Source organism: Pantoea sp. F_5, assembly GCF_008631595.1.
GTDB classification, from domain to species: Bacteria; Pseudomonadota; Gammaproteobacteria; order Enterobacterales; family Enterobacteriaceae; genus Pantoea; species Pantoea gossypiicola.
Genome location: NZ_VWUO01000003.1, coordinates 86,397 through 109,308 on the forward strand (window position 1 = coordinate 86,397; position 22,912 = coordinate 109,308).

19 protein-coding genes and 1 tRNA gene are annotated in these 22,912 nt (G+C 55.0%); 8 read left to right on the forward strand and 12 right to left on the reverse strand.

Going from position 1 to position 22,912, the window contains the following annotated elements:
* Positions 1–37: 37 nt before the first annotated feature.
* Entirely contained in the window at positions 38–1,726 is a 1,689-nt protein-coding gene (locus tag F3I44_RS05110) for a chloride channel protein (protein WP_150013517.1), read from the forward strand.
* Here the strand turns inward: F3I44_RS05110 and F3I44_RS05115 are convergent.
* Entirely contained in the window at positions 1,723–2,226 is a 504-nt protein-coding gene (locus F3I44_RS05115) for a M48 family metallopeptidase (RefSeq protein WP_013359120.1), read from the reverse strand. The two genes, F3I44_RS05110 and F3I44_RS05115, sit on opposite strands and share 4 nt — an antisense overlap.
* Positions 2,227–2,309: 83 nt before the next feature.
* On the opposite strand from F3I44_RS05115, the gene rlmG reads away from it, so the two are divergent.
* Positions 2,310–3,428 (forward strand): 23S rRNA (guanine(1835)-N(2))-methyltransferase RlmG, encoded by a 1,119-nt coding sequence (rlmG, locus tag F3I44_RS05120; protein WP_150013515.1) that lies wholly within the window; start codon positions 2,310–2,312, stop codon positions 3,426–3,428.
* Here rlmG and F3I44_RS05125 read toward each other — a convergent pair whose 3' ends face one another.
* Together F3I44_RS05125 and F3I44_RS05130 are read right to left on the reverse strand one after the other, a co-directional pair.
* Positions 3,429–5,447, reverse strand: a complete 2,019-nt coding sequence (locus F3I44_RS05125; RefSeq protein WP_150013513.1) for an NADPH-dependent 2,4-dienoyl-CoA reductase — start codon at positions 5,445–5,447, stop codon at positions 3,429–3,431.
* A 198-nt stretch (positions 5,448–5,645) separates the two neighbouring features.
* Complete coding sequence (locus F3I44_RS05130; RefSeq protein ID WP_150013511.1) at positions 5,646–6,353, reverse strand: polyphenol oxidase family protein; 708 nt, start codon at positions 6,351–6,353, stop codon at positions 5,646–5,648.
* Between the two features lie 106 nt (positions 6,354–6,459).
* Between F3I44_RS05130 and F3I44_RS05135 the strand changes: the two genes are divergently transcribed.
* The 4 genes from F3I44_RS05135 (at position 6,460) to F3I44_RS05150 (ending at position 11,647) form a co-directional block, all read left to right on the forward strand.
* The gene (locus F3I44_RS05135; RefSeq protein ID WP_150013627.1) at positions 6,460–7,269 is read left to right on the forward strand and encodes a 5'-nucleotidase, lipoprotein e(P4) family; all 810 of its coding nucleotides are present in this window, start codon (positions 6,460–6,462) and stop codon (positions 7,267–7,269) included.
* Positions 7,270–7,848: 579 nt separating this feature from the next.
* On the forward strand, positions 7,849–8,484 hold the full coding sequence (locus F3I44_RS05140; RefSeq protein ID WP_150013509.1) for a carbonic anhydrase: 636 nt from the start codon (positions 7,849–7,851) through the stop codon (positions 8,482–8,484).
* Positions 8,481–9,956 carry a SulP family inorganic anion transporter gene (locus tag F3I44_RS05145; protein WP_150013507.1) on the forward strand — a complete coding sequence of 492 codons (1,476 nt, stop codon included), beginning with the start codon at positions 8,481–8,483 and terminating at the stop codon, positions 9,954–9,956. Before F3I44_RS05140 ends, F3I44_RS05145 begins: the two co-directional genes overlap by 4 nt.
* A 269-nt stretch (positions 9,957–10,225) precedes the next feature.
* Entirely contained in the window at positions 10,226–11,647 is a 1,422-nt protein-coding gene (locus F3I44_RS05150) for a GGDEF domain-containing protein (protein WP_150013505.1), read from the forward strand.
* A gap of 20 nt (positions 11,648–11,667) precedes the next feature.
* On the opposite strand, the gene ddlA is transcribed toward F3I44_RS05150, so the two are convergent.
* From ddlA to F3I44_RS05190, 8 genes are all read right to left on the reverse strand, one after another.
* The gene (gene ddlA / locus F3I44_RS05155; protein WP_150013503.1) at positions 11,668–12,765 is read right to left on the reverse strand and encodes a D-alanine--D-alanine ligase; all 1,098 of its coding nucleotides are present in this window, start codon (positions 12,763–12,765) and stop codon (positions 11,668–11,670) included.
* Positions 12,766–12,855: 90 nt separating this feature from the next.
* Positions 12,856–13,407 (reverse strand): hypothetical protein, encoded by a 552-nt coding sequence (locus F3I44_RS05160; protein ID WP_150013501.1) that lies wholly within the window; start codon positions 13,405–13,407, stop codon positions 12,856–12,858.
* The gene (locus tag F3I44_RS05165) at positions 13,404–15,767 is read right to left on the reverse strand and encodes a fimbria/pilus outer membrane usher protein (protein WP_150013499.1); all 2,364 of its coding nucleotides are present in this window, start codon (positions 15,765–15,767) and stop codon (positions 13,404–13,406) included. The genes F3I44_RS05160 and F3I44_RS05165 overlap by 4 nt, the downstream gene beginning before the upstream one ends.
* An 18-nt stretch (positions 15,768–15,785) precedes the next feature.
* Positions 15,786–16,526, reverse strand: a complete 741-nt coding sequence (locus F3I44_RS05170) for a fimbria/pilus chaperone family protein (RefSeq protein ID WP_150013497.1) — start codon at positions 16,524–16,526, stop codon at positions 15,786–15,788.
* 3 nt (positions 16,527–16,529) lie between these two features.
* On the reverse strand, positions 16,530–17,216 hold the full coding sequence (locus tag F3I44_RS05175; protein WP_150013495.1) for a DUF1120 domain-containing protein: 687 nt from the start codon (positions 17,214–17,216) through the stop codon (positions 16,530–16,532).
* A 672-nt stretch (positions 17,217–17,888) separates the two neighbouring features.
* On the reverse strand, positions 17,889–18,215 hold the full coding sequence (locus F3I44_RS05180; protein WP_150013493.1) for a hypothetical protein: 327 nt from the start codon (positions 18,213–18,215) through the stop codon (positions 17,889–17,891).
* A 77-nt stretch (positions 18,216–18,292) separates the two neighbouring features.
* Positions 18,293–18,368 (reverse strand) — tRNA-Ile (locus tag F3I44_RS05185).
* Between the two features lie 202 nt (positions 18,369–18,570).
* Complete coding sequence (locus F3I44_RS05190) at positions 18,571–19,362, reverse strand: SDR family oxidoreductase (protein ID WP_150014804.1); 792 nt, start codon at positions 19,360–19,362, stop codon at positions 18,571–18,573.
* Between the two features lie 138 nt (positions 19,363–19,500).
* On the opposite strand from F3I44_RS05190, the gene F3I44_RS05195 reads away from it, so the two are divergent.
* Together F3I44_RS05195 and mug are read left to right on the forward strand one after the other, a co-directional pair.
* Positions 19,501–20,085, forward strand: a complete 585-nt coding sequence (locus F3I44_RS05195) for a TetR/AcrR family transcriptional regulator (protein WP_150014802.1) — start codon at positions 19,501–19,503, stop codon at positions 20,083–20,085.
* Entirely contained in the window at positions 20,082–20,600 is a 519-nt protein-coding gene (gene mug / locus F3I44_RS05200) for a G/U mismatch-specific DNA glycosylase (RefSeq protein ID WP_150014800.1), read from the forward strand. The genes F3I44_RS05195 and mug overlap by 4 nt, the downstream gene beginning before the upstream one ends.
* 73 nt (positions 20,601–20,673) lie before the next feature.
* Here mug and rpoD read toward each other — a convergent pair whose 3' ends face one another.
* Positions 20,674–22,515 (reverse strand): RNA polymerase sigma factor RpoD, encoded by a 1,842-nt coding sequence (gene rpoD / locus F3I44_RS05205; RefSeq protein ID WP_013359071.1) that lies wholly within the window; start codon positions 22,513–22,515, stop codon positions 20,674–20,676.
* Positions 22,516–22,912: the final 397 nt, after the last annotated feature.

Consider the following 22,912-nt stretch of genomic DNA (forward strand, 5'->3'; position numbering starts at 1 on the left):
GAAGCGAGAATAAACAGGCATCAACCAGGGAGCACAGGTGAAAGCAAGTAAGCACGCATTAAACTGGACCACATTGCTGATTGCTATTCCGGTCGGGTGTGCGGCGTCGCTGGTGACGCTGGCTTTTCGTGGCGTCATTGAACTGATCAACCATCTGCTGTTTGCCCGCAGTGGCGACATTACCGAATCCCTGCATCTCTGGCCGTGGATCTTCTGGCCGCTGCTGGTGGGCGCGGGCGGCGTGCTGGCGGGCTTTTTCCTGCGTTATGCGGTTGCCATTGAGCAGCAGCAGACGGTGAAAACGGATTACCTTGAAGTGATCAACGCCCGGCTCGATGCGGTGCCGACCAAAACCTCGCTGTTCCGTGCCTTATCGTCGATTGCCAGTATCGGCAGCGGCGCGTCGATCGGTAAAGAGGGGCCGATGGTGCAGCTCTCAGCACTGTGCGGCAGCGCGATTGGCCGCCTGTTACCGTCCTCGCTTAACCTGAAAAACAGTGACGTCGTGGCGATGGCGGCCGCGGCGGGACTCTCGTCGGTCTACCATGCGCCGCTGGCCTCGACGATTTTCGTCGCGGAGATCGCCTTCGGTATTTCCGCGTTGCAGCGGCTGATCCCTCTTATTATCGCCTCGGCGACGGCGGTGATGACTATGTGGACGCTGGGCTTCCGCAGCGCGCTCTATCCGCTGGCGGACGCGAGCTTCGCCATGGATCTCAGCAGCCTGCTGATGACGGTGGTGATCGGTCTGAGCGCCGGTCTGGCGGGCTGGATGCTGATTAAGTGCATTGCCCGCAGCAAAATGCTGTTCAGCCGGGTCGCCTCGCTGCCCATGCGTCTGGGCGTGGGCGGATTCGCCGTAGGCTTACTGGCGCTGATCTCCACCGATATCCTCGGCAACGGCTACGAAGTCATCGTCAAAGTCATGGCAGGCGACTATCTGCTGCCAGGTCTGCTGCTGCTGCTGGTGCTGAAAACCCTTGCCACCAGCCTGTCGGTAGGGTCGAACGCGGTCGGCGGACTCTTTACGCCTTCGCTGCTGATTGGCGCACTGCTTGGCGTCATCATCGCAACGGTGGGGGCAGCACTGCATCTGCCGCTGGGTAATGTGCTGCTTTATGCCGCGATTGGCATGGCGGCAGTGCTGGCAGCGGTCAGTCAGGCGCCGTTGATGGCGATGCTGATGGTGCTGGAGATGACGCTCAACAGCAGCCTGCTGTTCCCGCTGATGATTGCTACCGTGCTGGCGTCGATGGTGGTCTATCGCCTGCAATCGGCCAGCACTTACCCGGTTGTGAGTCATCACTTCAGCCGTTCAGAGGCGAAATATGATTTCGATAATATGCGCATTGCCGAGCTGATCATTCCCGGTGCGGCCCTCCAGCCGGCGGAGTCCGTGGGGCAGGCGCTGGCGGTCAGCTCGCTGAAGCGTGAACGCTATGTTTACGTGATCAACGCTGCGGGTGCCTTCCTCGGCGTGGTCTCGATTCATGAGATTTCGCGCCGGGTGCTGGCGCAGGAGATCACACTCGATTCACCGGTACAGTGCGTGATGGATCAGGACTTCCCGGTGGTGTTTGAGAATCAGAGTATGCGTGAAGGCTGGGAAGCCTTTGCGGCGGTTACGCTGGAGCGACTGCCGGTGCTGAACAATCCCCAGGAGCGACGCTTTCTGGGCGCGCTGACTAAAACCAGTCTGATTCAGAAAGCGCAGGAGTTTCTTTAAGCCGCGTTGCCGCGCATCGCCTGGTCAGTCATCCAGAGTCGCGCATCAAATTCGAGCTGGTGGTAATCCGGCTCCATATGGCAGCAGAGCTGGTAAAACGCCTTATCGTGATCTTTCTCTTTCAGGTGCGCCAGTTCGTGCACCACAATCATGCGCAGAAACGGCTCCGGCGCGAGGCGGAAAAAGGTCGAGATGCGGATCTCTGCTTTCGCCTTGAGTTTGCCGCCCTGAATCCGTGAGATGGCCGTGTGCAGGCCAAGTGCGTGCTTCATCACCTTAATCTTGTTATCCCACATCACTTTGCTGATCGGTGGTGCGTTGCGCATGTAGCGGTTTTTCAGCGCCTGAGTGTAGTCATACAGCGCTTTATCACTCATCACGTCGTGAGTGTCGGGATAACGCTCCTGCAAAAACGCACCTAAGCGCTGGTGGGTAATCAGCGTCTGCACCTGCTCAAGAAGGGGGGCAGGATAACCCTGAAGGTAGATCAGTGAGGACATTAGGGATTCCAGGCGAAAGACAGTATACTGCGCCCCCGTTTTTGGGGCGAAAATCAACCAAAGTGTACCACGCCGGAGAATTCATGAGCCAACTTGAACTGAACGATCGCACACTGATCCTGCATCGCTTCCCGCAGATGCGTGACGAAAGTCCATTACAAGCCTGGGATGCGGCTGATGAATATCTGTTACAGCAGGCGCTGCCGGAAGGGCCGGTGCTGGTCTTCAACGACAGTTTCGGGGCATTAACCTGCGCCCTGAGTCCACGCACCGTCTGGCACGTCAGCGACTCCTGGCTCAGCCAGCAGGCCGCGCGTCAGAACCTTTCCTTTAATGGGCTGGATGACAGCGACGTACACTTTGTTGATAGCCTGGCGGAACTGCCGGCGGCTCCGGCGGCGGTGCTGATTAAGGTACCGAAAACGCTGGCGCTGCTGGAGCATCAGCTGCGTGCCATTCGCGACGTGGTCACTCCCGATACGGTGATTCTGGCGGCGGCGCGCGCAAAAGAGATCCATACCTCTACCCTTCAGCTGTTCGAACAGATTATCGGTGAAACCAAAACCTCACTGGCGTGGAAAAAAGCGCGTCTGATCTTCAGCCAGTTCAGCAAACCTGCACTGCGTGAGGCCACGCCAACACTGGTCTGGCCGCTGGATGGCACCCCTTATCAGATTCACAACTACGCCAACGTCTTCTCGCGCTCTTCGCTGGATATCGGCGCACGGCTGTTTGTGCAGCATCTGCCGGAAAATATTGAGGGTGAGATTGTCGATCTGGGCTGTGGCAACGGTGTGGTAGGGCTGGTGGCGCTGGAGCAGAATTCGCAGGCCGAGGTGCATTTTCTTGATGAGTCTTATATGGCGGTCGCCTCCAGCCAGCTTAACGTGGAAGTGAACCGTCCTGACGATCTGTCGCGCTGTCAGTTCCTGGTGAACAACGTGCTGAGCGGCTATCCGTCAGATCGGCTACACGCGGTGCTGTGTAATCCGCCGTTCCATCAGCAGCACGCCGTCACCGATCATCTGGCATGGCAGATGTTCCGCGATGCCAAACGCTGCCTTCAGTATGGTGGCGAGTTGCGCATTGTCGGCAACCGCCACCTCGATTATCACCACAAGCTGAAGAAGCTGTTCGGCAACTGTACGCTGATCGCCTCTAACCAGAAGTTTGTGGTGCTGCGCGCGGTGAAAATGCGCTAGTCAGACCGTTAAAGCCAGCTGCGTCGCCTGCGCAATCGCGCGGCGCGCATCCAGCTCCTGCGCTACATCTGCGCCGCCTATTACCGTCACTACCTGTCCTTTTGCACGCAGCGCGGCTTCCAGTTCGCGCTGCGGCTCCTGTCCGGCACAGATAATCACGTTATCGATCGCCAGCAGCAGCATTTCGCCATTACGCCGCAGATGCAGGCCGCTGTCATCAATCGCCAGATACTCCACGCCGCCCCACATATCCACGCCGCGTGCCTGCAGACTGGCGCGATGGATCCAGCCAGTGGTTTTTGCCAGCCCGGCACCGGGTTTTCCCGCCCGGCGCTGCAGCAGCCAGATTTGCCGTAACGCGACAGGCGGCTCAGGTTTCACGATGCCGCCGCGCTGCGTCAGACTATGGTCGATGCCCCACTCGGTGTAAAAAGCTGCCCGATCCTCGTCATGTGAAGGCTGTGACAGATACTCCGCTACATCAAAGCCAATGCCGCCCGCGCCGATAATCGCCACCCGTTTACCCACCGGACGCTTATCGCGCAGCACCTCAAGATAGCTGAGCACGCTGGGATGATCGATGCCCGGAATATCGGGCGTACGTGGCTGAATGCCGGTCGCCAGCACCACTTCCTCGGCGTCACTCAGTTGATCTGCCGTGACCCGACAGCCGGTTTTAACCGTCACGCCCGCAGCCGCCAGCTGATTGCGGAAATAGCGCAGGGTTTCGCTGAATTCTGATTTTCCGGGGATCTGCCGGGCAATATTGAACTGACCGCCAATATCGGGCTCAGCCTCATAAAGCGTCACCTGATGGCCGCGCTGCGCCGCCTGCAGCGCAAACGCCATTCCGGCGGGACCGGCTCCCACCACCGCCAGCCTGCGCGGTGCGGTGCTGGCGATGACCGGCATCAGCGACTCATGACAGGCGCGCGGATTAACAAGACAGGAGGTGATCTTACCGGCAAACACCTGGTCGAGGCAGGCCTGATTACAGGCAATGCAGGTGTTGATGCTGTCCGGTTCGCCGCGCTGTGCTTTGCTGACAAAAGCAGGATCGGCGAGGAAAGGGCGCGCCATCGAGACCATATCGGCGCAGCCCGACTGCAACAGCTCTTCGGCAACGGCGGGGTGGTTGATGCGATTGGTGGCGATCACCGGCACTGACACATGCGCGCGCAGGCGCTGCGTCACCCAGGCAAAGGCCGCGCGTGGCACACAGGTAGCGATGGTCGGGATGCGCGCTTCGTGCCAGCCAATCCCGGTATTGAACAGCGTGACGCCACACTGCTCCAGCTCGCCCGCCAGCAGCAGCGTCTCCTCCAGCGTGCTGCCCTCTTCGATCAGGTCAAGCATCGACAGCCGGAAGATGATGATAAAGGCGTCGCCGGTTGCGGCACGTACCGCGTGGGTAATCGCCAGCGCGAACTGCATCCGCTGGCGGAAGTCGCCGCCCCAGCGGTCACTGCGTTGATTGGTGTGCTTCACCAGAAACTGATTAATCAGGTAGCCTTCGGAACCCATAATCTCCACACCATCGTAGCCCGCCTGCTGCGCCAGACGGGCGCAGCGGGCAAAGTCATCAATGGTCTGTTCAATCGCCGCCTCGCTCATCGCCTGTGGCGTAAACGGGTTAATCGGGGCCTGACGTGCCGAAGGTGCAACCAGATCGGGCTGATAGCTGTAACGGCCGGTATGCAGGATCTGCAGGGCGATTTTGCCCTGATGCTGATGCACCGCCGCCGTGATCTGCCGATGCCAGCTGCACTGCGCCTCGTCGATGAGCATCGCGCCATGCGCGGTGGTGACACCCTGAGCATTAGGCGCAATGCCGCCGGTGACGATCAATGCGACGCCTTCACGCGCCCGCTCGCCGTAGAACGCCGCCAGCCGCGCTGCGCCATCCGGATGCTCCTCCAGACCAGTGTGCATCGACCCCATCAGAAAGCGGTTTTTCAATTGGGTAAAGCCAAGATCCAGCGGCGTAAACAGCGCAGGATAAGCAGGATTGACGGACATGATAGTCACTCACAGTTAAGTGGTCGGATGAGTTCACTCTAGCTACTTCTGCGTTAAAAAAAAGTGAAAGAATGTCAGGGTGTGAGTGAAATCATAAACATCTGCGGGGAAGTGCTGATGAGCGGGAGCAGGGAGGTTGTGCCTTACGCAGCACAACTATCCTATCCTTGTCCTTTCATGTTTCTGGCTCTGAAACGCTTAACGCCGTCGGATCCACGAATAGCGTGAGCGATAGCCGCTGCCATGGTGAGTATTAAAGCGGTAGCTTGATCCGCTCTCAGCCATGCAGTAGGTACAGACTTTCACGTTATCGATCTGTGCGGCCGGCACACCCGCGTTCACCAGCAACTGCGTCGCCAGCGCAGGCAAATCGAACCAGACGCCCTGCTGGTGGGCAGAGGCCTGAGTACGCTGCGCCAGCGGGTTAACTGGCTGCTTGCGGTGCCAGCGCAGCCCGCGGGCAAACGCCGGGTTCTGCGCTATCTCCCCCAGTTGCGGTTCGGCCAGTTCATAGCAGCAGGGCCCCATTGCCGGACCGATGGCCACCACCAGATCCTGCGGCTTACAGCCCTGCTCGCCCAGTTTTTCCACGGCACGGGTCAGCACGCCCGCCAGTGTCCCTTTGAGTCCCGCATGAACTGCCGCCACGATTCGCTTATTGCGGTCGGCGAACAACACTGGCAGGCAGTCAGCGGTGTAGACCGCCACCGGACGCGTCCCGCTGCCGATCACGCCATCCGATTCGCAGCTTTTCGGCGGGATGTTCTCAATGTCGGTGACCACGATCGCGCTGTGGCGCTGATGTCCCCAGGCGGCATCGGCGGGAGGCGGCTCACCGGCGGGCTGAAACGCATAATCGAGCCACTCCAGCGAATCGAGCAACGGCGAGCGCGGAATCACGGCCATAAGAATCTCCTGTTATAACAGCGTGCGTTGGGCTGCCCACAGCTTACGTTAACTGCTACATTTTTGAAGCTTCTCCTCAGACCTTTATCACCTTAAGGATGAAATGATGAATACCTCCGTAAAACTCGCTGCATCCGGACTGGTCGCGCTGCTGCTGACCGGCTGCGCCTCGTCGTCACATCAGACTGCGCAACAGCAACTTGGCCAGCAATCGGTACTGGCGCTGAACTGGTTCCAGCAGTCAGGCGAATATCAGGCGCTGACCTGGCAGGCGTTTAACACCGCGCGTATGGCGTATGATCAGGCACCCTCGCTGACCGGCAAACCTAAAGCGGTGATTGTCGATCTGGATGAAACCATGCTGGATAACAGCGCCTACAGTGCATGGCAGGCGAAGAACGGCCAGCCGTTCAGCAGTAAAACCTGGTCAGCCTGGACGCAGGCGCGTCAGGCGAAAGCAGTGCCGGGTGCAGTAGAGTTCGCACGTCACGTCACGCAGAACGGCGGCACGCTGTTCTATGTGTCGAACCGCGATCAGAAAGATTACGCCGCCACGGTTGCCAATATGCAGCAGCTCGGCTTCCCTGACGTCAGCGATAAAACGGTACGTCTGAATACCGACAGCTCCAACAAGCAGGCGCGTTTCGATGCCATCAAAAACGCGGGCTACAACGTGGTGCTTTATGTCGGCGACAACCTCAACGATTTCGGTGGCTCGACCTGGCATAAGGGTAATCAGACGCGTCGCGATTTTGTGAATCTTAATCACCAGCAGTTTGGTACGCAGTTCATCGTGCTGCCGAATCCGCTCTACGGCGACTGGGAGAGCGGAATGGCGGAAAACTACAATAAACTGACACCGGAACAGCAGTTGTCGGTGCGGGAATCACGGCTGCAAAGCTGGAACGGTAAATAATTCGTCAAGAAAAAGAGCCTGCTCGTTCAGGCTCTGTTCAGAAATGGTCCTGATTTACTTACTGCCGTCACTATTCTGCTGCAAATCAATTTAATCATCTCTTGCTTCATTCCTCTCGTATTACAGGCATATTTAACTGGCTGTCAGCAATTAAGCCGGTGGATTGTGCTAATGGTTAATTTTTTAATTAAGAGTATTCCTGGTAAAAGGCCCGCCGGTTGGTATGGCAGTAAATATCCCCTCATTTATTAATTGTATTTATTTGTCAGCGTTAATTTTGGTTTATTTTCCTTTTTATTTTAGATTATTGATTTTAATGGAATAATAAGGCGGTTTATTTATTTGTCCTCATTTCTGTTGCTGAATTAAATTTACTTAACCCTGACCTTTACTGACTGTTGGCTGACAATAACGGCGTTGTTAAATCGCTGTGAAATATTACGCGTGCATTGAAATTGGTTAACGTCTATAACCTTTTTCTGTGACTCAGTTCTTATTAACCTGGCGGCTCACGCTTTATTTGTGAGCCGATACACTTTGTGGTTAGCCAGGATGCGACATCCCGGTAGTAGAGAGAAGATGATTGTGACGACACTTAAACCCTTATTAGCGAAAAATCGCAGTTGGGCCTTACAGCGCCGCCAGCGTAATCCGGATTATTTTAATAAATTTCTTCATCAGCAAAAGCCGCACTCACTCTGGATTGGCTGTTCTGATAGTCGCGTTCCGGCAGAAGTCTTAACCGGCTCCCATCCTGGCGAACTCTTTGTGCATCGCAATATCGCCAACATGGTGATTGAGGACGATGACAATTTACTGAGCGTACTGCAATACGCACTCTTCTTTCTCGGCGTTAAACGCATTGTATTAAGCGGTCACTATGGCTGCGGCGGTGTAGAAGCCGCGCAAAATCTGCCGGGCAGCGTGCTGGACGGGCAGGTGAGCGCGCTGGCGAGACGCATTCAGACCCTGCGTGATGATATACAGGCGGGTCTGACAGAAAATTCCCTCTCAGACGCGCCGCCGGGTGAACAGCTCGATCGGCTGGTTGAGGCCAATGTTAAGGCGCAATTCGCCCGGCTGGTGAAATCTGAACCGGTCAGGCAAATCTGGCAATCGGGCCAGGAACTGGAGGTGTTTGGTTGCGTTTATGACCTGCGCTCCGGCCATCTCAAAGAGCTGATTCATCAATCTGCAGAGGAGCCTTCATTATGAACCTCGATACCCTGCGTCGCGATATTCCTGCGGGTCTGGTGGTTTTCCTGGTCGCCTTGCCGCTCTGCCTTGGCATCGCACAGGCCAGCGGATTACCTCCGTTTGCCGGTCTGCTGACCGGTGTGATTGGCGGTCTGGTGGTGACGTCGCTAAGCCCATCCCGGTTTGCTGTGAGTGGGCCGGCGGCGGGACTCGTCACCATCGTTGTCGCCTCAATGGCATCATTGGGCAGCTTCTCTGCTTTTCTCACTGCGCTGATTATCGCTGGGGCACTGCAATGCCTGTTCGGCCTGCTGCGCGCCGGGCGGTTTATTTCGCTGGTGCCAGGTAGCGTAATAAAAGGAATGCTGGCGGCGATTGGCCTGCTGCTGATTATGCAGCAGATTCCGGTAGCGCTGGGTGCCGCTGGCGATGCGGAGCTGGTGTCCCTGGTGACCGGCCAGATGACCTTCTCGCTGCCCGCAATCCTGGTGGCGGGTGTCGGCCTGGCCATTCTCTGTCTCTGGACGACCGCGCCAGTAAAACGGATCAAAGCGCTGGCCTGGATCCCTGGCCCGCTGATTGCGGTGCTGATCGGCTGTCTGGCGACGGTAGCAGGAGGGCGGCTCTTCCCTGAAATGACGCAGGGGCTGGCGCGCATTTCGTTGCCTGCATTTGACAGCGTTTCCGCACTGGTGGCTGAACTGGAAACGCCCGACTGGATGGCCTGGCAGAATCCACAGGTCTGGGTAGTGGCGGTGACTTTAGCACTGGTTGCCAGTCTGGAAACGCTGCTGAGTCAGGAGGCGCTGAAAAAATTGCGCCCTCAGACGCCCGCGCCGTCGCCCAACAAAGAGATGTTCGCGCAGGGTATCGGTAACCTGGCGGCCGGTTTTTTTGGGGCGATGCCGATCACGGCAGTGATTGTGCGTAGCTCGGTTAACGTCAGTGCAGGCGCGCAGACGAAGCTCTCAATCTTCATCCACGGCGTGCTGCTGCTGATTTGCGGCATGTGGTTCAGCGAGATGCTGAATGCCATTCCGCTGGCCAGCCTGGCTGCCGTGCTGCTCTATACGGGCTATAAGCTGGCGACACCCAAACTCTTTGTTGAGCAGTTCCGGATGGGGGCACAGCAGTACGTGCCGTTTCTGGCCACCATCGTCGGGATTATCACGCTGGGTATGCTGGTTGGTATTGGCATCGGCATCGCCACGCAAATCCTCTACAGCATCTATAAGAGCCATCGCAACGCACTGCAGCTTACCCGCTATGATGACCATTACGTGCTGCGTTTCCAGCAGAACCTGACCTTTATGCACAATCCAAAGTTGCAGGGATTGCTGGACGAGATTCCGGAGAACAGCGTGGTCATCGTGGATAACGACAATGCGGAATATATCGATCCGGACGTTAAAGCGGTGCTGAAAGATTTTGGTGATAACGCCGATAAACGCGGCATTCGCCTGAGTCAGTGGCCGGTTGCGGTAAAATAGCGCTTAGCGCAACGGTAAAGTCGTTTAAAAGGCAAGAATCGGATATCTCGGATATCCGATTTTTTTATTTGCGAGGCATAATAAGTTCCCAATTTCTGCTGTCATCTGATGGGTTTAGCCTCTGCAGGATAACTTTCCTGAATCAGCCCGTGAAATGAGGTTTTATCGCCGGATGACATTGAGGGTATGCAGGATTTAATCATTCTGACACCACGCGCCTGTTCAGGCTGGCGTGGACAGCCAGCCTCTCTGCGACAAGGTCCGGATGTATGCGCATACAGCTGTTTGAAGAGCACAACGCTAAGACGAACGCATTTTTGCTGTTTTTGATCACGCTGCTGTTTTGCTTTATCGGCGGACACCTCCGTTTCCCTCAGGAGCTGTCTCTGTTCTGGCCAGTCAACGCGATCGTCACTGGCGTTATCGTCCGTAATCCTTTTCTGCATCAGACCCGCTCTTATCTGGCCATCTTTGCCGCAATGGTGTTTAACGACACCGTATTTTCCGGCTGGGCACTCTCTGCATTTACCCTCAACCTGGCAAATCTTCTGTTTGTGCTGGTGGCCGCCACGCTGCTGGTAAAGCATCTTCAGCACGACTCCGGCAGCGAGCGTATTACCAGTGTGCTGCGTATTTTTCCTGCCTGTCTGCTGGCTGCGCTAGCCTGTGCCAGCTGGGGAGCGCTGGCACAGCAGGCTGATTTTGATTCCAGACTGGCGGTAGCATGGGGTGACTGGTTCAGCGAGCAGTTCTCAACCGGGCTGATGCTGCTGCCCTTTTTGCTGACGCGTGACTGGTCGTCACTGTCGCCCCGCCAGTTTCTGCAAATCCGCAAGCTGGCACCGGTCATCGCCGTGGTGGTTTCGCTGATGATCGGTGCGATGATGGGCGGCGCGGGCAGCCTGACGCTGCCGGTTCCGGCGCTGGTCTGGTGCGCCATTGTGTTGCCGATGCCGCTGACCAGCCTGGTGATCCTGCTGACCGGCATTACCGAAATCATTCTGGTTTCTCATGGTGTGATGAACATTCAGGGCGATGACAATCTGCTGCCGCTTAGCCATCTGACCTCTGCGCGGCTGGGCGTGGCGACCATCGCGATCAGTCCGCTGATCGTGGCCGCAAGTATGGATGCAATCCGCCAGCTTAATCAGCGTCTGGCATTGCGCGCGAATTATGATTTCCTGACCCGCCTGCTGTCACGTTCCGGTTTATATGAAAGCCTGCGTGCTGAGCCGATTTTCCCGGATCGTAAAGTGGGCGTGATCCTGCTGGATGTCGATTACTTCAAAGCCATTAATGACAATTTTGGTCACGATGCAGGTGATAGCGTTCTGGAAGAGATCGCCCGCCGGATGCAGCGGGTGGTGGGTAAAGCGGGGCGCATCTGTCGCTTTGGCGGAGAGGAGTTTGTGGTGGTGCTGTTCGACCAGAACGCGGAAAAGCTCTATTTTCTGGCGGAGGCGATTCGGCAGAAGATGGCGAAAGAGAAGTTCTGGTTGCAGGGTAGCACGGCTACGGTGACCGTCAGCCTGGGGCTGGCCCATGGCAGTGCCGATGAGGTGACGGAATGGCATCGCGTGATCAACCGGCTAATCTCTGCGGCGGATAAAAATCTCTATCTGTCGAAGCGCAATGGCCGTAATCAGACTTCGCCGGTTAACTACCGCACGATTACCAGCGACGTGGCATAACACCACGTCACCGGGTTCGGTCAGCTGACGCTGCTTTTCAGGGTGCTGGCCTGCTGATGGCGTTCAATCGCCAGGTCGATCAGACGGCTGATCAAACCCTGATAACTGAGTCCGGCCGCCTGCCACAGCTTCGGGTACATGCTGATATTGGTGAAGCCGGGCAGAGTATTCACTTCATTGACGATAATCTTGCCGTCATCGGTCAGGAACACATCGACGCGCGCCATGCCAAAGCACTCCAGCGCGGAGAAGGCTTTGATAGCGACGTCACGGATTGCATCGCTGGTTTCCGCTGCAATGGCTGCCGGCACTACCGTCTGTGCACCGCTTTCAGAGATATATTTGGTGTCATAAGAGTAGAAGGCGTCATGCACCACCACTTCGCCGCAGGGACTGGCTTCGGGCGCATCGTTGCCGAGCACTGCGCACTCAATCTCCCGGCCTTTGATACCCTGCTCAATCAGCACTTTGCGGTCAAAGGAGAAGGCCAGTGTCAGCGCAGCATCAAATTCTTCAATGCTATCCACTTTGCTGACGCCAACTGATGAACCCTGGTTGGCAGGTTTGATAAACAGCGGCAGGCCAAAGCGGGCTATCACGGCTTCGGCGTCCAGGTGGGCACGTTGTGCCTGAGTGACGCTCAGCCATGGCGCGACGTTAAGACCAGCATCGCGTAACAGACGTTTGGTGAAATCCTTATCCATGCTGACTGCAGAACCCAGCACGTCGGAACCGACGAAGGGTAGCGAGGCCATGCGCAGCAGACCCTGCAGGGAACCATCTTCACCCAGCGTACCGTGCACGATAGGGAAGATAACGTCGATCTGCGACAGCGGATGGGCGTTGTGGCGGGTGATGATTTGCTGCTGCGTGTTACCCGGCACCAGTGCCACATCTTCAGCGGCGTGATTCAGCGCGATCAGCGCCGGATTTTCAGCGTTCAGTAAGAAGTTCGACGCATCATGCAGACGCCAGTGTCCCTGTTTGTCGATGCCCAGCAACACCACGTCAAACCTGGTTTTGTCGATCGCCTCAAGGATATTTTTGGCCGACTGCAACGACACCTCATGCTCAGCCGATTTGCCGCCAAATACGATCCCTACCCGCAACTTTGTCATCTGTTTTGCCCACTGAAAAAATCAAAACCACAAGATAGCATGGGGCCTGCGCGGGGGAATAGGGTGGGGTGGGGATTGTGGGCGGGAAGATTATCCGTCGCTGCTGACCAGAAAGCTGCCGTTCAGCTGCCAGTGCTGACGATCGCTAACGCGGGTGGCGCTGGAGGGCAGCCATGTCGCAATCGTCACCTTCGCACGTAAAGTACTGCCCGAGACAATCTGGCCCTCTTTCCGGAACCGCATCGGATTGCTGGCCGTAAACGCCATTTTCGCAGCCTCATTTCCTGCGCTTTCGATCATTACCGGGCGATCGTCAATCGTTACATTATGTAAGGTCAGCGTTGCCCGACCCTGCTCACCAAATTGATAGTTCTGGTTATCTTTAGGCGGTCCGGTAAATGTCAGAGTCAGCGGTGTCGGACGGTCACAGATAACGGTGATCTCTGATTCACGTTCGTCACCCATGCGCAGCTCTGCGGCGGAAAGTGCATTTCCGGGACGTGAGAGCAATTCGCCGCGAGTCATTTCGCCATAATTTATGTGAGGCTCACTGAGCTGAACCTCGCATTCTGCATGAAGGATTGTGGCAGTAAAAAGGCCGCTGATAGCCAGCAGCAGTGACAGAATGGATTGCTGTTTCATAGGACGCATCTCGCAGAAAGTGAAGCATAAAGGGTGCCAGGCTCGTCATACCAGGGCGTGGTAAGTTTCAGTTCACATTGGGAGCCATTGTGGCGCAGGCTAAACAGCGGCTCGTCCGGCAGGTCGTCGAAAAACAGCGTGCCATCTTCATTAACAAAAGCGATCAGCGTTCCTTTGCCATTTTTTACCGGTGCGCCCGGCGTCGGGCCTTCATTAGCCGGGAAGCTCACCAGTGCACGGCGTACGGTGAAGGCTGGCAGAATAACCGGCACCACTGCACCGCGGTAAGGCGTGATGTCGGCAATGCCGCTAATAATCTGAACGTTTTTTGGCAGGCTCTGGTTTTCAATCTGCACCGTATTCTTCTGCCACGGGGTCCATGAGGCGATGGCATGGCCGCTGCGATCGCTCCACACCGTGCCGCCAGGGGTGCGAATCTTCACATCCGACTGCGGACTGTGGAGTGAAATAATGCCAAAAGTATCGCCTACTTTATGGGGCGTAAAGGTCAGCCCCTCGCCGTGCAAGACGGCACCGCCGCGCGCACCCAGGTTATAGCTGGTGGTGTTTTCAGTGCGTGACGCGCCACCGCTGAACTGGCTATATTTGGTGGTCCAGGTCGCGGAACCGGCAATCGACGCATCTTCCTGCTGACTTTTCTCTCCCGACAGGCTCCAGGCAAATTTGTCATTCAGGGTACTGTCAAAGCCGATTCCCGCCCGGGTTTTATGATGAGTCTCGCTGACCCAACTGCGCATGCTGCTGCTGTTACCCAGTGGAACAGAGAGGTTGAGGTAAACGTAACGGTCATCGGTACGACGCTGATCCAGCGTCAGCCGGTTTTTCTGGATGCCGAGGTTAACGTTCACTTTCCCGAAGGCGCGGCCCCAGCTGAAGATATAGCCTACGTTTTCTGATCCCTGCCAGTTCTGCGACAGGCTGCCGGAAAATGAGAGCACGCCAAGCTGCGGCTGACTGTAGCTCAGCCCGACAGCATATTGAGATTTGGTCTGGCCATTCTGCTCACTGGTTTTTTTTGAACTCCATGAACTGCCCGGGTCCATATAGTCCCGGCTGCGAAAGCCAGCAGAAGAGGTCACTGACAAACGGGGCGTCACGCCTGCGCTGACGCTGATCTGATGATTTAATCCCTGTTTTTTATCTTCACTCTCCGCCGCATCCTGCGCGCGCGATGCGGTCTGTGTCACAGAGACCATCAGACGTTCGGTAAGCCGCAGCGTGGTGCGCCAGGAAGCGGCCTGATAATTCTCGCTAACCAGTCCGCCCGCCATTACCGCCATAAAGTGATTCTGATAAACACTGGTGGAACCGACCACCAGAGGGAACTGCTCATCGGTTAAACGCAATCGTCCAACAGCCAGAGAGGTTCCGGCATCTGCCAGTGTAAGATTGGCTTTCGCCTGAATGTAGGGAATAGTCTGTTGCTGACGATTGCCGGACTGATCGTGGCTGATGATCTCAAAATCGTCTGACTGATTGATGGCTGGGATGTCCGCGAGTGTATTCATACCGGCTTTGACCTGAAAGGTCTTCAGCAAAATGCCAGCCTGCCAGACTTCAGCGTTACCCGCTTGTGACACCAGCAGATCCAGCGAAACACCACCGTTTCCGCCATTCTGTAACCCGCGCTCCGGCACCATTTGTGCGCCCAGCAGATTGATACCTGAGAACAATGAATCACCCGCGGTGATCTCACCAATCTGTATCACCGAAGCCCAGCCGGGAACGGAACGCTGGCCATAGCTGTAGAGCCGGGTCAGCTGATGCTTTTCATCCTGGCTGGCGTAACTCTGCCCGCTGCGGAAAATCCAGTTATTGATGTTGGCACCGATCTCAGAGGTCAGCGTCTGGGAGTCGTGGTTCTCTCCGGCGCGCGTCTGATACTGATAGCGTCGGCCATCGTAGTTAACAATCAGGGCGTTACCCCCGCTGGAATAGTGCTGTTCATTTAACAGATCGCTGGCCGGAACCCTGAGCAAAAGGCTGCTGCGATCGACCTGTTGTTCCATCAGGATCGGGCTTTCTATCGACAGTTGCAGACAGGCAGCGTGATTCACGCGACGAAAGCGTTCAGGATTAACACCCAGCGTTTGCAACAGTTCGACTGACCAGCAGGGATTGCCAGCCTGATCGAACGTCAGGATATGTACGCCTTTACTCTGATCATTAACGACAATATTGACGGGTTGTTCGCCCGGAAGAAAATGCGTGCCTGCATCAAGCAGTTCTGCGGCACTGGCGTCGTAGCCGAGTGCTTTCAGCATCTCCTGGTCATAACCGTTTGCCGCCAGCGCATTGGCTGAAGTGATAAAAAGGCCGAATAGTAAAAATGGTTTCATGGCTGACAGCAGTCGTACTTATAACTTCGCATCGAACGGCGTGGTCAATATTCCGTACCGGGTAACAGGGTGGAGACGAACTGATGTCACGTTGTCTGCTGCACTTGCAGGCAGGGCCACAGTAAATTTCTCGCCGGGCAGAATGTAGGTGTTTTTCAGCTCAACCGACTGCTTACCGGGCAGCAGGTCCACCAGTTTGGTCAGTCTGACAATATAAGGCGTAGGGTTCTCAACGCTCAGGGATGAACCTGTGCGATGGAAAGTCAGACCAGTCCAGGGAGAAGTATTTAAAGGCAGATCAGCGGGAGAAATAATGACCGGAATATTCTGGCCAATCAGAATACGGGCGCGATTTTTCTTGCCATCATCCTGGGGGATAGAAACAAAATCAATGCGCTGCATTTTTTGCTTATCAAGCTTCACGCCATCTTTTAATACCACACGGATCTGCTGTTTTTTTCCACCATCAACACGCACCAGTTGTGGCGTAATAATCAGCTTATTTTCCGGATCTTCAGGAATGGTCTGCAGGCTACTGTGCAGCAGTGCGGTACTGTTATCGGTATTCAGCACATTGATGGTGACTTCACGATTTTGATCGTCGAGGAATAATACCGGTACCTCGGGTTTCATTCCGGCTGCGTATACCGCAGAGGCAGCTAATGAAAACAGAACGGTGAGAGAGAATGCTTTGATCAATGTATTCATATCCGAAGCTCTAATAAGCGAAGGCCCGATAGCCTTCGCTGAAATAATCAAAAATTACAGATAAACAACGGAGAAAGTTACGTTGCCGTCGATGGGTACTTCTTCACCAGTCGGATAGAGGCTGGCGTTCTTCAGAATGATTTGTGGAGAAAGGGTGTAGGTTGATTTGGTCAGTGCAACGGGTGCAGCTGTGTCAGCATCAGAAGCCAGAGCAAAATAGCCATTTTTTTCCAGAACTGCAGTGCTCGTCGCTGAAAGTGTGGTTGCGGTCCAGGTCGCCTTGTCGGTGCTGGTTAGCACATGGGTGTTAGCCGTACCATCAGCCGTTGCAGCCGTAATACCTATAGCCATCAGACCCACTTTGCCCTGCGCACTGTCGGTACCCAGACCAAACAGGTTGGTGCTGAGGAAGCTAGAAGAGAACTTCATCTGCTCTTCGACCTCAGCCAGCGTCATTGCGCTGGCTGTGCGGTTGTCAGTGGTCTGGATTGCGGTTGCGGCAGCAGCGTCGCAATCCACATTCAGGGTCACATCATTACCCGCTTTGATATTATAAGCTGTGGTCAGCGTAGACGCGGCGATGTTACCGAATTCAACAGTTGCTGAACTCAGCGACACATCACAGGTGGCTGGGGTAATCGTACCGGTGATTGCAAGTGTCGCGGATTCAGCAGCCTGACCCGCAAAGCTGACAGAAGCCATCGCGGCGACAACGGCTGTGCTTAACAGTAATTTACGCATAATAGTTCTCTGTTTAGTGATTTAAGTAAAGAGCCGAACTAAACATACCGATTTGGCTCTTCGGTTAGTTTCATTAATTCGAACGCAATGCCAGTATGAATAACAGACGTGAGGCGCAATGCATCTTTACTCATTAAGATGAGACATTGATTTCAAATAATGATTTCCCTGATTTGTGGGATTTATTTCAGGATGGGTAGGCTAACATATTCGTTTATTAATGGTTCAGGTTAGTAATAAGTAAATTTATCATCATTTGGTGATTGTTGTTGATAGGAGGTTTTGTTTTTTTGAAATGCAGTAATGAGTAACCTGGCCATTAAGCGATAAAGTAGAGAGGTAACAGAAAGGGCGGTGCCATATGATTTAATAATTAACAAACGATGTTATGTGCGTGTTATGGGAGGTAATGCTATTCACATAAACGGAAAGGATCAAATTATTTTCTATCACAGGCTTATTTAAAGTTATTTTATCATCATTTGATGACTTATTTTTCGAGGTTGTTGCTGGAAAAACAGGGCGACGCTGTTGTTGAGTTTCAGGATGTACTGTTAAAACGGGCAAAATAAATAATCTCGATAAGAGATCTTATTTTCAAAGCAGCGTTTCGGTAAGAACCGGCTTGTCCGTTTTTTCATTCAGATGAAAAGGCTCTCAGTGCGTGATGCATTACTGGCGGCATGCCAGCGCCTGGCTCAGAAGAGATATGTGGCAGAACTCGCTTCTATGTTTGCGCCCATCTTCTTCATTCAAATGAGGGATCAGATGTGTTTCATGCCTGACGCCAACGCTCATGGGCTGTGTCATCGGCAGCGGATAATTGTATTCAGGAAGCTGTAAAGTCAGTACCGTGTCACGGGGCAGTATTACGGCGCGTTCAATCACCTTCTCCAGTTCATACACACGCTGGCCCACGCATAAGGGCTTACTGCTGTCTGACAATATAATCAGCTGGCTGCATGAACCTGGCAGCACCTTTGATATATTGCGCGCCATGGATCTGAATCCAGGCTGCTCCCATGTTTCGCGGAAAACAAAAAGGACCTACGCTGTTAACGTAAGTCCTTAAAATTTGGTGGCCCCTGCTGGGTTTGAACCAGCGACCAAGCGATTATGAGTCGCCTGCTCTAACCACTGAGCTAAGGGGCCAGCGGAGCGGGGATTATAAAGTATCTCTTCAGGGCAATCCAGCACTCCGCCACTGGTTGCTGAAATAAGCAGCAGCGATTTAGCTGCTGATTTCTATAACAAATCTGGCAACGTCTGAAGCTGCAGTCGCAAAACGGCACGGACAATGCTTCTCCGTGCCGTGAACGAAACCGCACTTCAGCCGCGATAAGTTAACGCTGGCTTAGTTCTGACGATAGCGGGATGCCGATTTGTCCCGTGAAAGGTGAGGAACCATTGCACCACGCGCCTGATCGTAATCGTGCCACATCAGAAGATCTTCCAGTGCCGGAATGGTTACCGCCTCTTTGCTGTCGAGACCGGCAAGCGCGGCGTCGACCATCTCATCAACGTCCATCAGCATCTCAGCCGGGATTTCATTAATTGACTGACCTGCACGGTCAAAGATTTCGGTGCGCGTCGCGCCGGGTAAGACGGCCTGTACCTGCACGCCGCTCCCGGCGAGTTCTCGCTGCATGCCGCGCGTCAGAGTCAGCACATAAGACCTGGTGGCGTTATAGGCACCATTGAACATTTCGTGCATTAGCGACAGCACCGAGGCGATATTGATAATGATGCCGTGACCGCGTGCTTTGAATGCCCGACCAGCCGCCTGTGCCAGACGGGTTGGGGCCAGAATATTTAACACCAGCATGCTGTTGATGCGCGTGATGTCCGCCTCCAGAAACTCGCCTTCCACGCTCATGCCCGCGTTGTTCAGCAGCAGTGTAATCTCTGAGTTGTTTGCCAGCTCCGACTCCACGCGCTTCAGGTTCTGCTCCTCCGTTAAGTCAGCCTTCATGACTGTCACCCGGATAGCGTGCTGTTGTGCCAGTGCATCCGCCAGGGTGGTGAGTCGCGCCTGATCACGGGCGACCAGGATCAGATCATAACCGCGTGCTGCCAGTCGTTTTGCATAAGTCGCGCCGATACCGCTGGATGCGCCGGTGATTAATGCTGTGCCTGATTGTGACATCTTTTCTTCCTCGTATGATGATCGTCATAATAGCTACAAATATGACGACCATCATATCAGCCGTCAAGCTGGAATATGATGACCGTAATAATTACTATAATAGCCAGACGCTACCGGGCAGAAATCGAAGGAAATAAGATGGAGAAGCAGAGCAGCAAAGCACAAACGCGGCAGCGTATCCTTGATGAGGCGGCACGAGTGATGCGTGAAACTGGCACCGAAGGAATCGGTGTGGCGGCGCTGATGAAGCGGGCAGGGCTGACACACGGTGGTTTTTATGCGCATTTTGCGTCACGTGAGGAGCTGGTTGAGGAGGTGCTGAAGCATATGTTTGCTGAAACCGATATCGTTAAGCCCGCTCAGTCCGTGACTCAGCCAGCGCAGCAGCTGGCAGACTTTATTGATAGCTACCTATCCGAGGCGCATCGTAATGCACCGGCACAGGGCTGTCCGCTGGCAGCGCTGGTGAGCGAAGTGGCGCATCTTCCCCAACCGACGCGGCAGATCTTCGCCCAGGGTTTCAATACGATGCATGCCAGTCTGACGCAGTTGCTGAGTGAGCTGGGGTGGGCAGAAGCGGATGCGCTGGCTTCAAGCATGATGGCAGAGATGATTGGTGCGCTGGCGCTGGCGCGAGCCTGTCCGGATGCGGAGCAGGCCAGCCTGATGCTGCAACGCAGTCGTGCAGCGCTGAAGCAGCGTACGCTGGAGGTCGCAGCATGAGTGAACACGCTATCCGCGACATCATCAGTTCCGGTCTTGATGTGCTGTTCTGCGGTATTAATCCAGGCCAGTCAACGGCCCATCATGGGTTCCACTTTGCGCATCCTGGTAATCGTTTCTGGAAAGTGATCCATCTGGCGGGATTCACCCGGGAACAGCTGAAACCCGAAGAGGAGCTGCGCCTGACAGAAACCGGCTGCGGCATCACGATGCTGGTCGAGCGGCCCACGGTGCAGGCGAATGAGTTAGCCCCTGATGAGCTGAGGGACGGCGGTAAACGCCTGATGCAGAAGGTGCTGGATTACCAGCCCGCCGCGCTGGCGATTCTGGGTAAAGATGCGTTTCGTCGCGCCTTTAAGCAGAGCAAAGTCGAATGGGGAAAACAGCCGATCTGTATGGGGAAAACGCAGGTGTGGGTGTTGCCGAATCCCAGCGGCCTGAATCGCGCATCACTGGACGAAATGGTTGAGGCGTATCGTCAGCTCTGGCTGGCACTGCATCCGGAGAGCAGTTGAACCTGCGAAGGGCAGGGGAAAGGCGCTAACAGGCAGGCATAAAAAACCCCGGCGAACCGGGGTCTTGTCGGACTTAATCGTCGAGGAAGCTACGCAGCACTTCCGAACGGCTCGGATGGCGCAGTTTACGCAGGGCTTTCGCTTCAATCTGACGAATACGCTCACGCGTAACGTCAAACTGTTTGCCCACTTCTTCCAGCGTATGGTCCGTGTTCATATCGATACCGAAACGCATGCGCAGTACTTTCGCTTCACGCGCGGTCAGGCCAGCCAGCACATCGTGGGTAGCAGAACGCAGGCTCTCTGAGGTAGCAGAATCCAGCGGCAGCTCCAGCGTGGTGTCTTCGATAAAATCGCCCAGATGTGAATCTTCATCATCACCAATCGGCGTCTCCATCGAGATCGGCTCTTTAGCGATTTTCAGCACTTTGCGGATTTTATCTTCCGGCATCAGCATACGCTCAGCCAGCTCTTCCGGCGTGGGTTCACGGCCCATCTCCTGCAGCATCTGGCGCGAAATACGATTGAGCTTGTTGATGGTCTCAATCATATGCACCGGAATACGGATGGTACGCGCCTGGTCAGCGATAGAGCGGGTGATCGCCTGACGGATCCACCAGGTCGCATAGGTCGAGAACTTGTAACCACGGCGATATTCAAACTTATCTACCGCTTTCATCAGGCCGATATTACCTTCCTGAATCAGGTCGAGGAACTGCAGACCGCGGTTGGTATATTTCTTGGCAATCGAAATAACCAGACGAAGGTTCGCTTCCACCATCTCTTTCTTGGCGCGACGGGCTTTGGCTTCACCGATCGACATGCGACGGTTAATGTCTTTAACCTGTTCAATGGTCAGGCCGGTCTCTTCTTCAACCTGTGCCAGTTTCTGCAGGGAACGCATCACGTCATCCTGCACTTCCAGCAGCTTCTCAGACCAGGGCTTGTTCATTGCCAATGCGGCTTTGAACCAGCTTTCGTTGGTTTCGTTGCCGGTAAACAGCGTGATGAAGTTTTTCTTCGGCATTTTGCACAGCTCAATACAGAGCTTCATGATCAGACGTTCCTGGGTACGGACACGTTCCATCATGGTGCGCATACTGCCTACCAGGTAATCGAACTGCTTCGGTACCAGGCGGAACTGCTTGAAGACGTCGGAGAGGTTCTGGATTTCGGCAACGGCGGCAGCATGACTGCGACCTTTGCTTTTAATCACGTCGCGGGTGGTTTCATACTGCTTACGCAGGTCAGAAAACTTCTCGCGTGCCAGTTCCGGGTCGATAGAATTATCGTCGTCGGAGCTGTCATCATCTTCTTCATCTTCTTCATCGTCGTCGTTACGATCGGCTTCAGAAAGTTCGGAACCCACGTGCGTTGCCGTCGGGGCCAGATCTTCTTCTGCGTTAGGATCGACGAAACCCGTGATCAGATCGGAGAGGCGTGATTCACCTGCTTCAACTTTGTCGTACTGATCGAGAAGATAAGTAATCGCTTCAGGGTATTCGGCTACAGAACACTGAACCTGGTTGATACCGTCTTCAATACGCTTGGCGATGTCGATTTCGCCTTCGCGCGTCAGCAGTTCAACGGTACCCATTTCACGCATATACATGCGAACCGGGTCAGTGGTACGCCCGATTTCAGATTCAACGCTGGATAACACCTGAGCGGCAGCTTCCGCGGCATCTTCGTCAGTATCGGAGCTGTTTTCATTCAGCATCAGATCGTCGGCATCGGGGGCTTCTTCAACCACCTGAATACCCATGTCGTTAATCATCTGGATGATGTCTTCGATCTGATCGGAGTCGACGATATCTTCCGGCAGATGGTCATTGACCTCAGCATAGGTCAGATAGCCTTGCTCCTTACCACGGGTGACAAGAAGCTTGAGCTGTGACTGCGGGTTTTGCTCCATAAGACGGTATCCACACTTCTGTTAAATTAGATTGGTGTCGGTCGGCAGCGCGCCAACAATAGCAGTGAAGGCGTTCAATTCTTGCCGCTGCCTTCGTCGCGGCGTGGGCTTTGCCCAACAGTAATCGGCACTTAAGCCGCTTGTATAAATTTTTGGTGGTACAGGCCTGGCTTACTCGCCATTCTGCTTCCCGGCAGTGCTCGCTTCCTCACGTACTTTAGTACGCTGCGGGAGCTGTGCGCTGGCGGTAACCAGACTGGCTTCGACGCCAACGGCCCTTAATTCCTGTGCTGACGGCCTGGCTTACTCGCCATTCTGCTTCCCGGCAGTGCTCGCTCTCCTCACGTACTTTAGTACGCTGCGGGAGCTGTGCGCTGGTGGTAACCAGACCAACGGC

What these genes read in the sequence shown, in the direction of transcription:
- rpoD (WP_013359071.1), bottom strand. Translation starts at nt 22,515, where the DNA reads ATGGAGCAAAACCCGCAGTCACAGCTCAAGCTTCTTGTCACCCGTGGT.
- F3I44_RS05165 (WP_150013499.1), bottom strand. Translation starts at nt 15,767, where the DNA reads ATGAAACCATTTTTACTATTCGGCCTTTTTATCACTTCAGCCAATGCG.
- mug (WP_150014800.1), top strand. Translation starts at nt 20,082, where the DNA reads ATGAGTGAACACGCTATCCGCGACATCATCAGTTCCGGTCTTGATGTG.
- F3I44_RS05150 (WP_150013505.1), top strand. Translation starts at nt 10,226, where the DNA reads ATGCGCATACAGCTGTTTGAAGAGCACAACGCTAAGACGAACGCATTT.
- F3I44_RS05145 (WP_150013507.1), top strand. Translation starts at nt 8,481, where the DNA reads ATGAACCTCGATACCCTGCGTCGCGATATTCCTGCGGGTCTGGTGGTT.
- F3I44_RS05115 (WP_013359120.1), bottom strand. Translation starts at nt 2,226, where the DNA reads ATGTCCTCACTGATCTACCTTCAGGGTTATCCTGCCCCCCTTCTTGAG.
- F3I44_RS05135 (WP_150013627.1), top strand. Translation starts at nt 6,460, where the DNA reads ATGAATACCTCCGTAAAACTCGCTGCATCCGGACTGGTCGCGCTGCTG.
- F3I44_RS05190 (WP_150014804.1), bottom strand. Translation starts at nt 19,362, where the DNA reads ATGTCACAATCAGGCACAGCATTAATCACCGGCGCATCCAGCGGTATC.
- F3I44_RS05180 (WP_150013493.1), bottom strand. Translation starts at nt 18,215, where the DNA reads ATGGCGCGCAATATATCAAAGGTGCTGCCAGGTTCATGCAGCCAGCTG.
- rlmG (WP_150013515.1), top strand. Translation starts at nt 2,310, where the DNA reads ATGAGCCAACTTGAACTGAACGATCGCACACTGATCCTGCATCGCTTC.
- F3I44_RS05125 (WP_150013513.1), bottom strand. Translation starts at nt 5,447, where the DNA reads ATGTCCGTCAATCCTGCTTATCCTGCGCTGTTTACGCCGCTGGATCTT.
- F3I44_RS05175 (WP_150013495.1), bottom strand. Translation starts at nt 17,216, where the DNA reads ATGCGTAAATTACTGTTAAGCACAGCCGTTGTCGCCGCGATGGCTTCT.
- F3I44_RS05195 (WP_150014802.1), top strand. Translation starts at nt 19,501, where the DNA reads ATGGAGAAGCAGAGCAGCAAAGCACAAACGCGGCAGCGTATCCTTGAT.
- ddlA (WP_150013503.1), bottom strand. Translation starts at nt 12,765, where the DNA reads ATGACAAAGTTGCGGGTAGGGATCGTATTTGGCGGCAAATCGGCTGAG.
- F3I44_RS05130 (WP_150013511.1), bottom strand. Translation starts at nt 6,353, where the DNA reads ATGGCCGTGATTCCGCGCTCGCCGTTGCTCGATTCGCTGGAGTGGCTC.
- F3I44_RS05140 (WP_150013509.1), top strand. Translation starts at nt 7,849, where the DNA reads ATGATTGTGACGACACTTAAACCCTTATTAGCGAAAAATCGCAGTTGG.
- F3I44_RS05160 (WP_150013501.1), bottom strand. Translation starts at nt 13,407, where the DNA reads ATGAAACAGCAATCCATTCTGTCACTGCTGCTGGCTATCAGCGGCCTT.